Consider the following 14,731-nt stretch of genomic DNA (forward strand, 5'->3'; position numbering starts at 1 on the left):
TTGACAAAGTAAAGAAAATTCCGATGTGTTTGCTCCCGCCGGAACCGCGCTGCCCGCGCGGCTCCGGCGGACCGCGGGCGGCTATGCCGGTTGACCAGCCCAGCCGCCCGCGGCGCTGACTCCTTCGGTCAGGAAACGGTCATCACCACGCTGCACCCTCGCTAGAGATCCACATGCGAGCAACGAATCGAATAACCAACCCTCTCGATCAACGATAGATGCTCGCCGCTCCAATGGCTCCCTGCATAGCCAACATGGCGACAGGGCGCCCCGCCTCCAACTAATCCCATCAGCGCCGTTGTCGAAGTTGGAATTCGTGGCCGAGACGCGCGAATGGGCGGCTAGCCCGACCCGTCCAGCCGAACCCAATCGACAAGACGGCCGATGATACCTTCGAACTCTGGTATACCGCGTGGAATAACATGTGTATAGGACGGGTCGTCGTCGCTATCGGCGTCAACTACGACAAGTTCTACATCGTTAGCCCGCCACAGCGAAATCTGTCCGCCCCTCGAACCGTGATCTATATGCATCCAAAAGATTGGATCATTTCCTGCGCCGTCGACATTTTCACCCCATCCACATTCTGCGCCACGAGCTTGCAGCTGTTCGAAATTTTCGCCGATCCACGACCGAAGACAGGATATCAGTTCCGAATTCGTCACCATTGCCGCATCCTCACTATTTCGAGTCCACTACTATAATATTTGTCGCGGGCACATTGCTCTGGATATTGAATTTATCCGGATATTTCGCCCGCGAGTGTTCGGGAGAGAGGATCTGCGCCCACCCTGGTTCGCCTGCTGGACTGAGGACCCCTTGGGGTACATCGAACTCTACGTACAAAGTACCTGGCTTTGCCTGATTTCTGTACGCCTCTGGATTCGCAGGGTAAGCCACGTACGTTGTTCCCCCTGCCCCGACCTGCACCTGATGCGTCACAAGCATCTGCTGATACTCGTCGGCACTCATCCATCGCCCGACTCGGATGCTGTCATCATCCTTGGTGTCAGCTTTCGGAGTCGATGAAGGTGCGGGGTTGCTCGGAGCCGGTTGCGTCTCGGGTTGCGTAGGTGCCGCCGGATCATCGTTCATTAATTCTTCGGTCAGGATGCCGGCGATGATCACCTCGGTCAGCGGTATGAGAAGCGGTAGGAGCACGGGGAGTTTGCCGGTGAGGTCTAGATTGTTGATGGGGTCGGCATTGACGTAGTCGTAGTCGTTTGCGGATCCGCCTGATATCGGGTCGGTTTGAAGGAACCGACCCAAAATCGGCAGGTAGGTGCGAGCACCCATCTCGAGGGCTTGCTGGCTGGCGATGTGCTCGACCGGGACAGCGTGCTGTCCGAGCCAACCGAAGTCCATCCCGCCCTCAGCAGTGGCTGGGATCGGAATGTCTCCGATGACACCGGTAACGGGGTCGATGTTCTGCCCATACGGGTCATACAAATGCAGTGCGCCGCTACGGACCCCGGAACCGTCTGCAGTGAACAAGATGCTGCCGTGCACATTCGGATACGACCAGTTGGCCGAGGTAACCGCGGTGTAGTTCTTGGTCAGCAGGACCCCGCCGGGCAGCTTCACTAGACGCTGCCGAAGCGCACCTTGGTTGTCGAGAACGAATTCGACACCACCATCACTATCGGTGAACCCGTATCTGGTGATCAGTTCGGGATTGGCACCGTCTTTCGTGGTGCGGGTCATAATACGGTCGGTGACATCTCGGGTGTAGGTAACCGATTTACCGGCAGCGGTAGTAGTGCTGATGTGGCGACGGGTCGAATCGTAGGTCAGGATATCGGTACCGACCTTGGTCGCATTGCCGTAATTGTCGTAAGTGAACGAAAGGTCGATAGCACCGTTGGTCGTCAGCAACCGGTCGGCATTGTCGTAGCAGTAATTTGTCACTGTCGCCGGCGCGCCGTTGTGACGGTCGGTGAAACTGGTTCGGTTGGTGTTCAGCCCCGCTTTGGGGTTCGTGCCACATCCACCGTCGGCAGCGAACCCGTAGGTCATCTGATGGAACGGCACATCTGCCTTCACCAATCGACCGACACCGTCGTAGGTGTAGCTGTAGTTGAACGCCGCACCGCCATTAGCAGAATCGCTGACAACCTCGTCGGTGATCCGCTGATCTCGTGAACGAGTCACGGCACTGGTCACCGTCGAACCGGCTGCCGCCCACGCCAGGGCGGTTGTGCTACCGGTGTCGTTGCGTCCAATTGTCAGCCCGGTATTGTTGCCGTAGGCCACGCTCCGTACTTCACCGGACTGGTAGGTCGGTGTCGCGACCGCGGCACCGTCCAGATCAAGGCGCGTCAGCCGCGAGGCGTCGTCCCATCGGTAGTTCAGCGTCGATGAGATGCCTTTGACGGTGCTGGTCTGGCTGGTCTTTCGACCGGCGATGTCGTAGGCGGACGTGGTGACCGTGCCGGAGGCATCGGTGTATGACACGACTTGACGGAGGAGGTCGATGTCCGTCTGAGTCGAGCCACTGTCGTCACTGACCTTCGTCTTACGAGGATCGCCGCCGACTGCGTAGTCATAGGACATAGTCCGCGCCGGGTGGCCTTCCATCGCAGGGAAGGACTTTTTGAGTGGCCGATTGCGAGCGTCGTAGCTCACACACGACCACGGCTTGCTGTTGGTTCGCATAGCGACAACCAGGCCGGCCGCGTTGTAAACGGTCTCTAGCGCGTTGACCACACCGTCAGAAGTCTTCGCCGAACGCACGGTCTTGACCCGGCCGCCCTGGTACACCGCCGCAGAGCCCGATACACAAGGATTCGCACGGGTTTCCGAGTCACCGTAGTACTCCGAAGTTCCACGACTGTCGGCGTTGGCCAGGTCACCGGCGGGCCGGGATGCTGCTACTTGGCGCAGGAACCCGTCGCCGGGCTTCTCGAATCGGTGCCGACTGGTCAGGCTGACGCCACCGGGATCGGCGATGTGCGTGGTTCGCAACCCGAAGACGGGATCGATTCCGTTCGCAGGATCGGAGTACTCACTCGCAGTGTTGAGCGCAGCCGCGCGTTCTGCACCACCACCGGCGGCGTTGAAGCTAACCTTGCTGGTTTCCAGCCCATAACGAGGTGCTAGAGCGCTACCCGGCACGGTCACTGTGGTGCCGGCGCCCGGCGGGTTCCACGTGAAGTCCAGTGCGCCGGATGTGCCGCTGCGGTTGTAGTAGTCCACACGTACGCGGTGCCAGCTGCCCGCGACGGCATTGGTCACCTTGGCCGATACGGCGGTCGCTGCTTTATCGGTCCACGAGTCCACGACCAGCGCATTGTCGACCCACAGCCGGACACCGTCGACTGCGGTGAACCCCAGTTGGTATTCACCGGTCGCCGGGAACTGGATCTCGCCGGTGAATCGAGCCGACCAGCCCGCGGTATTGGCTATGGGTGGTGTGGCATTCCAGTTCCGAGACAGGGTGCCGTCGGCAGTACCGACACCGGTACGCCATTCCTTCGGGACACCGACCAGATAGGGATTGTCGTAGAACGCGGTTTCGAGGCCTTGCAATCCCTCGTCGTAGACCTTATGGACGTGCGGCATGGCAGCCGCGCATTCCGGCTTGGGGAGCGCCCCGTCGAAACATGCCTGCGGTGCCGGACCGTATGCGTCGGTCGGCCGATCTGCGTGATCGTAGATCGTGGTGCTGCGCCGACCGGCCGAGTCGATGAGGGCTGTCGGCTTGTCCTTGTCGTTCCACTCGCTGCGCTTAGTGTCACCGACGGCGTCGGTCGAGGTGGCTAATCGGCCAGCGTCGTCCCAGGTTACGGTGCGGATGTTGAAGGTATTGAGCCCGCCGACACCCAAAAACGCCTTCTTGTTCGCGATGTCGTACCGATATCCATGCATGGGACGGGCCGCCATGTCGCGACCGTGGTGCGTTGGTAGATCGACTCTGATCACTCGTGAATGCGGTGGCCGACCTGTCGAGATATCGTCGGAGAAGGCGTCGTATTCGATGGTGGTGCGTTCGTAGCCTGGGACGATCAGTCCAGCGGCGCGGAGATCCACGGCAAGGCCGTCACGGATCTCGTTGAGCAAACTGACGGCGTTCATGGCCTTCAGCTTCTTCTCCGTGTCGTTGCCGGCCTGGTCGTAGTCGAGCTTGGCCGCGGCAAGGTTGACGTAGCTGTAATCCCGGATTTCCGCACCGGGGTTCTCGATCCGACCGAGGGCACCCACGATGTACCAGAGCCTGGTTTCGGTGCCGTCCCAGTATTTGATTCGGCACAGCTTCTGCGGCGGTGCCGAGTGGGTTCCCGGCGGGAACGAGGCTCCGCCGTAGCAGTTGTTGGTGTTGTCGGTGTTGTAGTACAGGGTGTGCGCGCGACCCGATACCGGGTCCTTGATCTGAGTCAGCCGCGCCGGTGTACCGGAATACAGATATTGCAGGGAGGCAGGTTTCTTGCTGTCGGCGACCGACGACACTGCAGCCAGAGTGCCATCGACATTGAAGATCGACGCCACGCCGCTTTTCGTGACCGAGATCCGGCCACCGGCATCGATAGCGAGAACACCATCTTCATCCTTCGGCGGCGTATAACCACCAGCCGAAACCTTGGTCCAAGTAGCCTTGCCGCCGGACGCGTCGGTGAGAACAACCGATCCATCGAGCATCTCGGCACGAACATACTTGCTGCCGATCAACCCCAGCGTCCAACCCTTAGGCAAGGGCGAAGGATCTTGTGCGAACAACCAATCCGTGGTCACGATCCGGGGAGCCAGGTTGTGGGTGCGCTGACTGCTGACACCGGTGGTGCTCTTGGCCCACAACACCATCTGAGGTTTGGCGGTCGTGCGGTGGTGCAGCTCGACCTTGACCGGCACTCGCTGACCGGCGGTCAACGAGACATCTGTGGCCTTCTTGGCCGTTGCGGTCGAGAAATCTGTACCGACACTGGAAGAGTTCGGATTGTCGTAGACAACCTGGTCGCCGATCCAAATCTTCGCGCCGTCGGCGTGCGAACCAGCGAAGCTGAAATCGCCGGTCACCGCCGGCATGAAGTGCCCTTCCCACCGGATGACGAACCATTGCTTGTCCAGCGCGGCGGGCATCGGATCCTCCTTGAAGGGAGAATTTTCCGGCACGTTGGACCAGATGTTGCCCCAGTCCAGATTCACTTGCGCTTCGCTGCGAACCATCACCGGTGTTGCGTCCGGGGCCCCGTTGTGATCGGCGTCGTTGAAGTACGACGCTCGTACACCGTGGGAGTCCCCGCCCGCTCGCGAGTTGTACGCCAGCGTCACGCCTGCGGAACCACCGAGCGTCTCGAACGCAGGGCCGGCCGCCTCTGTATGGAGGTTGCCATTGAAGAAATTGACTGTCGCCGGACCTATCTCGTCACTCGGCGCCGGGCCTGGTTTTCCGATGCGCATGTCAAAGCTGAACTGGCCCACCCAGTTCGACGGCGTGGGTGTTGTTGCACCCGATGCCACGGTCGCCACGGTCCAGCTGTAGCGGCCACCGTCATGCAGCACATGTTCGGGCACCCGCCACTTCGGCGTGGTCAAGCAACCGGAGTCGACCACGCTGCCCGAGCGGCCGTCGAAGCCGGTCGAGATCTTGAAGCAGTACTTAGTACCCGACGGGCCAGCACTGACCTCCAACTGCGGTTGATCGCTCGCGATCACCGACTCGTTCACTGGGGCAACCAGGTTCACCTTCGGGCCCGGGCTCGGATTTGTCGGGTCGGTGGGGTTGGTGCCGGTACCGTCGCCGTAGTCGATGATCAACGCTGCTTGCAGCTGCTTGAACGAGTAGGTGTTGGTTTCGGTGCCGCCGAGCATGAGCCAGGTGTTCTTATCAGAGGCTTTCGCGCGGTCACCGAGGTAGGCGGTCAGTGCGGGCGAGGTCAGCGACCCTGCTTCGCCGACACTGCCTGAGGCCAACTCGGGGCCGCGCGCACCGAAACCGAGCGGTGTAGTGGCCTGGTACAGGCTCACCTGCGAGGCGGGCTTCATTTCGGGCCAGCCGTTGAACAGCTTGAGGTCCATGCGGGCGCCGGTGACGGTCTTGCCGGCGAGCGGGGTCAGGTCGTATCGGATCGCCGAGCGCCACAACACGTTGCCCAGAAAGTTTCTGGAGTTGCCGGTGCGAATACCGCAGTTGTCTTCCACCGAGCACGCACCAGCGCCCTCGCGGTAGGCGATCGCCTCGGCTTGGCCGCCGAATCCGAAGGTGTAGGTCGGATCGACCACCACCGGAAACTTCCTAGCTGAGTCTTTCAACCACTTCTTGTCCACGGCCACCGTCAGCTGCCACGCCTCACCATCACGGGCCAAGCTGTAGTCACCGCCGGTACGCGCCGACGGCTTTTTGTCCTTGTCGTTGCCCGCAGAATCCCAGACCTCGATCGGGGGCAGCGCGGCAACGACCTTGCCCGCTTTGTCGCTGATCTTGACGGTCTTGCCGTCCACCTTCGGTGTCAGCGCGCCGGTATTCAGCTTGAACACCCAACGGCCCTCGCCCACAGCAGAAGCCGACTTCAGAATAATGGACTCTTTGATCGCGTCCGCGGACACCTCATAGGTCACATCGGTATTCGGCAGCGCATTCGCATACGTCGCAGTCGACCCGGTGACCTTACGGTCGGCCTTACCCGCACCCTTCAACTCCAGGGTGACCGGTGTGCCATTCTGATTGACCCGGAACAGATTCGGGTCGTTGGCGAACTCCGCCAACTCGATCCCCACACCAGTACGCGCCGCGGTCACCCGCTTGGAATCCTTGCGCTCCACCAACCGGGTATCGATCGGATCCCAGCCGCCACTGCTGTTGCGCACACTGACCGGCACCTGCGACAACACCACCGTCTTGGTGCCATTGACATTGGTGAACTCGACCGAATCCTCAGTCCGCGCCGACTCTTTCGACGTCTTCGGATCGAAACCACTCTTCACCGGCCCAGCAGCCGCAGCACCACCAGCAAGCAACGGCGTGAAATCAGCCTCCGGCACCGACTGCTTATTCGTTAGGGAAGGCTTCGCTACCGCTTTCGACAGCATCAGCGGAATATCGCGCGGATTCTTACCTTTCGGTGCCGCGGCAGCCTGCGGCGACACCACCACTTGCACCAGCGTCGCGATCAACGCGGCGACCAACACCGCCGACCACGACACCACCTTTAACCGATACCAACGAGCAGGGAACCAACGCACCAACGCGTCGCCCCGACAGCGAAACCTCATCACACTCCACAACACCTGAGCCCATCCCCTTGACGGGCCATCCCCAAATCGGGCGAAAGCGTAACAACGCGACAAACCATTTCAGGACGGAACTAGTCGCGCACCCCTACGAGCACTGTTAAACAGCTCACACTTGAGTGTCCTTCGGCACATCACTTCGGCAGCCGGGCACACGATCAACTCTCAATCATGCTCCGGCGCAGGTAGTTTGGCCGCAACAAGCCCTCCAGAGCACCTTGCCACCTACTCGAACAGCGCTCCCCGCCAACTGGTTTGACTGTTTCAAACCGCCCGCCAACATCGACCCATGAGAAGGCCGACTGAAATCGTCTGATTAGCAACATATCCTGAGCATTTGGACTTTCCTATCGCACGCGAACAGGAATCGTTTGCCAGCGCAAACCATTGCGGTGCAATGTTTTCGAGGAGCCCTACTGGCGGCATCACCGATAAGAACCCTTACTTGCAGTTGGGAAGCTTGTTGCAAGCAAACAACATTGGCGCACATTTCCCTCACTCAGAAGGCAGCGCACACACGGGATGCGGTCGACGACTCAGCCACGATCACGATCAGCGCCCAGACGCAGCCGTTGAACGGAGCAAACTGAACCGACAGTCGGACGACATAGCTCGACAACCAGATGACCCTACAAGCGAATCGGCTGCACAACTGGACATCCGACCAATATGCACCGCGGCCACCGAAGACGCATGGCCCGTCCAGCGGGTCCCGTCCGATGCTCAGCTAACGCTGAGCATCGGACGTGCAGCCTGTTCTCAGCTTCCGCTCAGCATCTTTTCATGGCACTCCAAACTGTCACTTCCGGGGTACACTCACAGCTATTCCCGAAAGCTGTTGCAGCACAAAAGGTTTCTCAAGGTGTAGAGCGCCGTAGTTCAAAGACAGCGCCTGCTAGCCAGCGGAGGGACCCCCTTGCCGTCGGTTCACGTTGGATCCTACGGTCAGGCCGATGGGCCACTCAAACTATGAGATAGATCACTTGATTTGTGCCGCCCTCGACTCATCCAAATGCCTTGTCACGTTCGTCAGCCTCGCAGGGCAGCCCCCATCCCGAGGCCGACACCGCCAGTCCAGGAGTCATTCCGACGCCTGCCCACCGCATGTACCAACGTTGAGTGGTCCTCGCCCCTGCCACCGGGCCGCTCAGCGGCGGTCAGACCGACACCCCACCAGGAGCTCGTCGACCAGGACAACTGTTGAACCCCTTATCGATTGCAACTGCGAAGAACAATCTCGCAGGCAAGAGGTCTCAGACTCCGTCACAGACATCGACTAAGCAATCATGCTTTGTCACTCGGGCCCCCATCGCCCTCACAATCCGGGCGATGATGCGCGGCGCTACCTTTCCGAATCGACCAGATCGACCGCCACCCACCTCAGACTGCGTCACCGAAAACCGTGTGGCGGCGGCAAGAGTCACTTGCTCAACCTGGCAAAGTTTGCTCAAGCAGAGGGATTGTCCTGCGCAGATTGGTTGTAGAAAACGTCCTCGACCAGTTGCCGCAGCGGTCGATCCAACGGCTTTCCGCCGGAGTCCCAGTCGGGACACGGATTGTCATCGAACCCGCCGATCTGTTCAAATGCCCGTCGGCCGTCGTCGCCCATACCTGGGTATCCGCTGGCCGCCATATGACCACCGCATCCGGGTAGTGGATCAGTTCAGCGAGCATCGAATCGGGTCCGCGAAACGCCAGGACAACCTTGCCTTCCTTCGGGAACTCGTAATGCATCGCCTCCGGCTCGATCATGAGGACGAACCGGAGACGGTCGGGCGGGGCCGACACCGCTATTTGGAACTCCACCGCTAATCTCCTTAGTTCACGGGACCTGCCGCGGACCCCGTCTGGGTTGGCGGCACCAACAGGTAGCAACCGCGTTCTATGTGGGGTGCGGCGATGCGCTTGCTGCCGAAGTCCGTTCGCCGGGCTTGGCTGAGCGCCTGGATAGTGTTGTGCCCTGTGGAGTCTGAACTAGGGGAAGACGTCGCCAGATTGCCGCGCAAGCAGATGGGGGCGGGGTGCGTTGTTCACCGATGAGTGCGACCGAGTTCTGTTGGTCGAGCCGACGTACAAGGACTACTGGGAACTGCCCGGGGGGCGTCATCGAGGCCAACGAGTCACCCCTCGCTGCGGTTGTCCGGGAGATCGGCGAGGAACTCGGCCTGGCGGCGTCGATGGGCCGGTTGCTGGTTGCGGATTGGGTCCCGCCAGGGTTGTATCCCAGCGAGGGGGTGATGTTTGTCTTTGACGGCGGGCAACTCGGCGCCGACCAGGTAGCGACAATAACCTTGCAGGCAGCGGAGCTCCGCAGTTGGGCGTGGTGCGATGAGGCCGGTCGCGGAGCGACTGCCTGCGGTGCTGGCTCGCCGCGTGGCTGCGGCGCGCTCAGCTCGCCGGGAGGGTGGCGTCGCTTATCTCGAGGAGGGATTTGTCGTTGTGTGACCCGCCCGGCTTTCGGGCGACCCTCGTCTTGGTCACAGGCAGCCGTTCAATTCCTTCGTAAAAACGACGCGATCCGCACCTGGCCCGTTGTAGTCCTCGACCACACGGACAACGAAGCCGAATCTCTGGTGAAAAGCGCTCGAGCCCTTGTTATCTGGCGAGGTAATGGCCTTGAGCTGCGTAGCGTCCTGGGTCCGTGCCGCCACAGAGAACGCATAATATAGGCGATGGCCGAGCCCGGTGCCGCGTGTGTCGTCACGTGTGGCGATCAGGTGGACGTAGGCCACACGTGCAGGTGTGACGAATCCGAAGATGTACCCGCGGATACCATCATGGGCCGCTGCCACCAAGTTGGTCTCCGGGAACTCGTGCACCAGTGCAGCGAGGTAAAGTGGCCGTAGGTCACGTCCATCCCAATAGCGAGCATGGTTTTCGACCACCTCCCGGAAATCTCGCATAGCGATAATTCCGCTGGACACTAGGTTCTCGGTGGACGGCGTTCCGGCCGACCTACACACGCATCTGCCGACAACCGAACTGCCGGTCGGGGAAACGCCGATATGGGTGGGGCATGGCAACTTCGGGCTCGGACGATGACCTTGCCGCTGCAACGATAGGCGAGTTGACACCGTATGCGGTCCGGGTGGTTGTCGAGGATTACAACCGGGAATGGCCGGTCTGGTACGCCGCCGAAGCGGCGTCGGTGCGCGACGCGCTCGGATCGCTTGTGTTGCGTATCGAGCACACCGGTTCTACCTCGGTGCCAGGGCTAGCGGCCAAACCAGTCATCGACATCCTGTTGGTCGTCCCCGACAGCACCGATGAGGCTGCCTACGTACCCGCTGCTCGAAGGTGCTGGTTACACGTTGCGCATCCGTGAACCGGATTGGTATCAGCATCGGTGCCTCATCCGACGAATAGAAGACGGGGCACCGCACAACGTCAACCTCCATGTTTTCTCACCAGAGCTCGGGCTGCGGAAATGGAGCGGATACTCGCCTTCCGCGACCATCTGCGCACGCACCACGACGACCGGGCCTACTACGAGGCGGCCAAACGGGAACTGGCCAAACGCCGTTGGAAGTACGTGCAGCATTACGCCGACGCCAAAAGCGATGTCGTCGAAGAGATCCTGACCCGTGCCCTAAAAGGCTGATCACCTTGTCCACAACGTACACTTTTGCCGCCACACGGGCGTTCGGCCGACCACCATCCGCAGTCGGTCGAAGCCAGAGACCATCCGCAACTGCCGCTGACCGCTCGGCCTGGCTGAAGTATCACGGATCATCCATGTTGAAAAGTCGACCTCGAAACGGAGCAAGGGGGTAGGCAGAACTCTGCCTACCCCCTTGAAGTGGAGCTAAGGGGACTCGAACCCCTGACCCCCACACTGCCAGTGTGGTGCGCTACCAGCTGCGCCATAGCCCCGAGTGGGTTGCTTTCAGGTTTCCCTGACTGCCTGAACGAAGTTACACCACGGGTGTGGCGGCAGCCAAATCGCGTTGAATCGGGGGTAGCGGCGGGGGGCCGACGGTCGTAGAATCGAACGCATGTTCGAAGGAAGCGGTTCCTCGGTGCTGGACTTTCAGGCCATGAGCGATGAGGGGTTGATCGAGGCCCTTCGGACGGCGCATGGGGCTTCGGCGGCGGCGCAGGCGGCGGAGGTGTTCGCGGTGCGCGAGTTGTATCGGCGGCATCGGGCGGCGAGTGCCGAGCCGGGGCCGGGTGGGGTGCGGGCGGGTGAGTTCGCGGCGACGGAGGCGGCGTTGGCGTTGCAGGTCGATGAGGGGTCTGCAGCGGCGATGATCGATGTCGGCTTGGCGCTGGAGGATTGGTTGCCGCGCACGCGGGCGGAGTTCGCGGCGGGGCGGATCGATCTGGCGAAGGTGCGGGTGATCATCGATAGCACGCGTGCGGTCGCCAGGGACGTGCTGGGCGAGCTGGAGCCGCGGTTGCTGGAGACGGCGGGGCGGACCACGCCGGTGCGGCTGCGGCAGGCAGCGCGGCGGTGGGCGGCGCGGCTGGATCCCGGTGGGGCGCAACGGCGGCGGGAGCGGCGGCAGGACGATCGGGACGTCCGGATTCGGACGTTGCAGGACAGTATGGCCGTGTTCGACGGGGTGCTGCCCGCGCCCGGCGCGCAGACGGTGGCGATGCGGCTGCGGGAGATGAGTGTGCAGGTGTGTGCGGCGGATCCGCGGACGATGCCGCAGCGGCGGGCCGACGCGCTGGTGGCGTTGGCCGATGGGTCGGGGCGGTTGCGGTGCGGGTGTGGGCGCGGTGCGCGATGTCCGAAGGCGGAGGCGGCCGGAGATGCCCGGCGGCCGTTGATTCAGATCGGGATTCCGGCAGACAGCTTGCTGGGCATGCAGGACGCACCGGCGTTTCTGGCGGGCTACGGGCCGATCGATGCCGGGTTGGCGAGGATGCTCGCGGAAAACGCACGGTTCCAAGTGATTCCGGAACAGTCGGATGCCGACGAGCCGGTCGACCAGGACCAGGTCGCACGAGCACAGGCGGCACGACTGGAGCATGCGGCGCGCCTGGATCGAGAAGTGCGGGCGCTGGACGGCATGTGCCGGTTCCCCGGGTGCACGATGCCTGCCGCCGAATCCGAACTGGACCAACGAGAGCCGGGCACCCGCGCCGACGTGACGGTGCTGTGCCCACGGCACCATCGCTTGAAAGCGTTGGCGGACAATAGGAAAGTCCCGTGGGAAGCATGGTTGGCCGATCCGGATCGGTTGCAGTGGACCACACCGACCGGCGATATGCACACCACCTCGCGGGAAGGTGCCCGATATCTGTTCCCGCACAAAGACATCGACGCGCCCACCAGTCGCGGCGACAGCCCACCACAGACCGAGCCCGCACGCGACGCCCCCGATGATCTCGCCTATCCGTTCCGCGGCCACACGCTCGTCCACCGCCACCTGTGCCGAATCGCGCCGGAGGACGAGATCCCTGACGACACAACAGCTCCGGTGGTCAACACCGCGTACTGAACGAGACCACCTCGGGGACCACCCGAGTCCCCAACAGACCAACTGAAAACTCGACGCGCAGCGGTCCCGGCCGACTGGGGAAGCAGGACCGCGCCGTCGAACGGGCCGAGTCGCAGGCAGGTGGAGTCGGCGACTCGGCCCCACGAAACGACGCGCTGCGGTCCAGGGGGAATTTCGGGCCGCGCCGTCGAACGGGCCGGGCCGTCGGGTGGTGGATGCGACGGTCCGGCCCCCGGACCAACCGAATGCTCGGCGGGCCGGGTCCGGCCGACTGGGGTAGCCGGATACCGCGCCGAGCGGGCCGAGTCCACGACCAGATCGTCGGCTCGGCCCCCGAGCCACCCGAATGCTCGGCACTCGCAGTTCCGGGGACGGATCGCGCGCCGAGCGAGGTCGGGCCGCGACAAGGTGGTGTGTCCGGCCCGGCCTCACCCGAGTTCAGGACTTGACCGCTATCCCGCCGATGATGATCTCCTCGACGAGGGTCAGCTTGTCGCGCACGATGCCATCGGGTCGCCAATGCGACAGCGGCACCAGACCCGGCTCGACCAGCTCGCAGCCGCGGAACAACCGCGTGATCTCGTCGTAGGTCCGGAACCGTCCGGTGCCGAGGAATTGCAGGAAGGACTTCTCCAACGCATGCGATTCCTCGCCGGTGTGCAGGAAATGCGTGATGAACAGGTGGCTGCCCACGGGCACGGCATCCAGATACGCGTCGACGACGCCTTCCGGGTCTTCGTCGTCGTGCAGGTGGTGCAGCATGCCGACGAGCATGACGGCCACCGGTCGGGAGAAGTCGATCAGCCGCTGGACGTCCGGATGCCCCAGCACGCCCGCGGGGTCGCGCAGGTCAGCGGTGATGACACTGGTCCGGCCGTTCAGGCTCATCAGCGCGCGAGCGTGCGCCAACACGATCGGGTCGTTGTCGACATAGATGACGCTGGCATCCGGTTGCAGTTCCTGAGCGACCTGGTGGGTGTTCTCCATGGTGGGTAGCCCGGCACCCAGATCCAGGTACTGCGTCAACCCCGCTGTACCGGCCAGGTAGCGCACCCCGCGATTGAGCATCGCACGATTCAGTTTGGCCAGCTCGTAGACGTCCGGCATGGTCTCGCGCAGATGGTCGAGCACCCGTTCATCGGAAGGGTAGTAGTCCTTGCCACCGAGCATCGCGTCGTAGACCCGGGAGATGCTCGGCTTGGTCACGTCGAACCCGACGTGTGCCGACTCGGAATTCTTCATCGTTCATCCCTTTGCGCGCGATACTCGGACACCTGACCGGCACCGAAAAGCCTAGCGACGTAGCCGGATACCGCGCGGCGCTATTGCCTGATCTGTACCGAGTCGACATCACCGGGTGAGCGCGTCCACCCAGTCCTCGTTGCTGAAGTCGATTTTGGTCTTTCCGTCGAAGACGGACGGGGTTGCCGCGGACTTGCCGAGCGCCGCTTCGAGTGCGGTCATCGCGGCTGTCGCGTCGGTGCGCGCCGCCTCGACCCTGGCGCCGGTGGAGATGCATTGCAACACCGATTCCGGCGCGCCCGCGACTCTGGCGATCGCGGCGAGTTCGGCATTGTCGAGATCGGCGCCGCCCTCGCTCGGTCGTTTGGTGGTGAACAACTCGGTGTGGAATTTCGCGTAGACCGGCCCCGAGCCACCTTCTGCGACACATTGATTGGCGGCGACCGCGCGCGTCGAGTAATCCTTGCTCCGCGAACGGTTATCGAGGAAATTCACCAGCCGATAGCGCACGGCCAGCTTGCCCTCATCGATGCGCTGCGCGATCTCCTGGCCGGCGATGCGCTCCAGGTTGCCGCAGGCGGGGCAGATCGGGTCCTCGAAGAAATCGACCGTCTTCGCGGCATTGGGCTTGCCGAGCAGGATCGAACCGTCCGGCTCCAGCATCACGCGCACACCGGGGTCGTGCGCGGACCCGTACCCGTCGTTGCGCACGCTCGGCTCGTCGCGCCCCCAGCCGATCGCCACGATCACGATCACCGCGATCAACGCGAGAGCAACGGCACCCAACGCGTAGGTGCTCTTGCTGGACATGGGCC

At 62.4% G+C, this 14,731-nt stretch carries 6 protein-coding genes, 1 tRNA gene and 2 pseudogenes; 3 read left to right on the forward strand and 6 right to left on the reverse strand.

Features of this window, described 5'->3' with window-relative positions:
• Positions 1 to 681: 681 nt before the first annotated feature.
• Complete coding sequence (locus ACIHA7_RS00985) at positions 682 to 7,140, reverse strand: PA14 domain-containing protein (protein WP_397284228.1); 6,459 nt, start codon at positions 7,138 to 7,140, stop codon at positions 682 to 684.
• Positions 7,141 to 8,652: 1,512 nt separating this feature from the next.
• The gene (locus ACIHA7_RS00990) at positions 8,653 to 9,030 is read right to left on the reverse strand and encodes a hypothetical protein (protein WP_397284230.1); all 378 of its coding nucleotides are present in this window, start codon (positions 9,028 to 9,030) and stop codon (positions 8,653 to 8,655) included.
• Positions 9,031 to 9,260: 230 nt separating this feature from the next.
• Here ACIHA7_RS00990 and ACIHA7_RS00995 point away from each other — a divergent pair.
• A pseudogene (locus ACIHA7_RS00995) lies at positions 9,261 to 9,542 on the forward strand (NUDIX domain-containing protein); the annotation flags it as partial.
• Between the two features lie 159 nt (positions 9,543 to 9,701).
• Here the strand turns inward: ACIHA7_RS00995 and ACIHA7_RS01000 are convergent.
• A complete protein-coding gene (locus ACIHA7_RS01000) occupies positions 9,702 to 10,109 on the reverse strand; it encodes a GNAT family N-acetyltransferase (protein ID WP_397286429.1) in 408 nt (135 codons plus the stop codon).
• Positions 10,110 to 10,240: 131 nt separating this feature from the next.
• Here ACIHA7_RS01000 and ACIHA7_RS01005 point away from each other — a divergent pair.
• Positions 10,241 to 10,825: pseudogene (locus ACIHA7_RS01005) on the forward strand (GrpB family protein).
• A gap of 199 nt (positions 10,826 to 11,024) precedes the next feature.
• On the opposite strand, the gene ACIHA7_RS01010 reads toward ACIHA7_RS01005, so the two are convergent.
• Positions 11,025 to 11,097, reverse strand: a tRNA-Ala gene (locus ACIHA7_RS01010).
• Between the two features lie 122 nt (positions 11,098 to 11,219).
• On the opposite strand from ACIHA7_RS01010, the gene ACIHA7_RS01015 reads away from it, so the two are divergent.
• Positions 11,220 to 12,674 (forward strand): DUF222 domain-containing protein, encoded by a 1,455-nt coding sequence (locus tag ACIHA7_RS01015; RefSeq protein WP_397284232.1) that lies wholly within the window; start codon positions 11,220 to 11,222, stop codon positions 12,672 to 12,674.
• Between the two features lie 438 nt (positions 12,675 to 13,112).
• Here the strand turns inward: ACIHA7_RS01015 and ACIHA7_RS01020 are convergent, their stop codons facing one another.
• Positions 13,113 to 13,916: an SAM-dependent methyltransferase gene (locus ACIHA7_RS01020; protein ID WP_397284234.1), complete on the reverse strand. Its 804-nt coding sequence runs from the start codon at positions 13,914 to 13,916 to the stop codon at positions 13,113 to 13,115.
• 108 nt (positions 13,917 to 14,024) lie between these two features.
• The gene (locus ACIHA7_RS01025) at positions 14,025 to 14,726 is read right to left on the reverse strand and encodes a DsbA family protein (protein WP_397284236.1); all 702 of its coding nucleotides are present in this window, start codon (positions 14,724 to 14,726) and stop codon (positions 14,025 to 14,027) included.
• Positions 14,727 to 14,731: the final 5 nt, after the last annotated feature.

Origin of the sequence: Nocardia sp. NPDC052316, from assembly GCF_044547795.1 — a bacterium.
GTDB lineage: Bacteria > Actinomycetota > Actinomycetes > Mycobacteriales > Mycobacteriaceae > Nocardia.

Bases quoted from the DNA above. Each gene is read 5' to 3' on its own strand.
- ACIHA7_RS01020 (WP_397284234.1), bottom strand. From the start codon at position 13,916: ATGAAGAATTCCGAGTCGGCACACGTCGGGTTCGACGTGACCAAGCCG.
- ACIHA7_RS01025 (WP_397284236.1), bottom strand. From the start codon at position 14,726: ATGTCCAGCAAGAGCACCTACGCGTTGGGTGCCGTTGCTCTCGCGTTG.
- ACIHA7_RS01015 (WP_397284232.1), top strand. From the start codon at position 11,220: ATGTTCGAAGGAAGCGGTTCCTCGGTGCTGGACTTTCAGGCCATGAGC.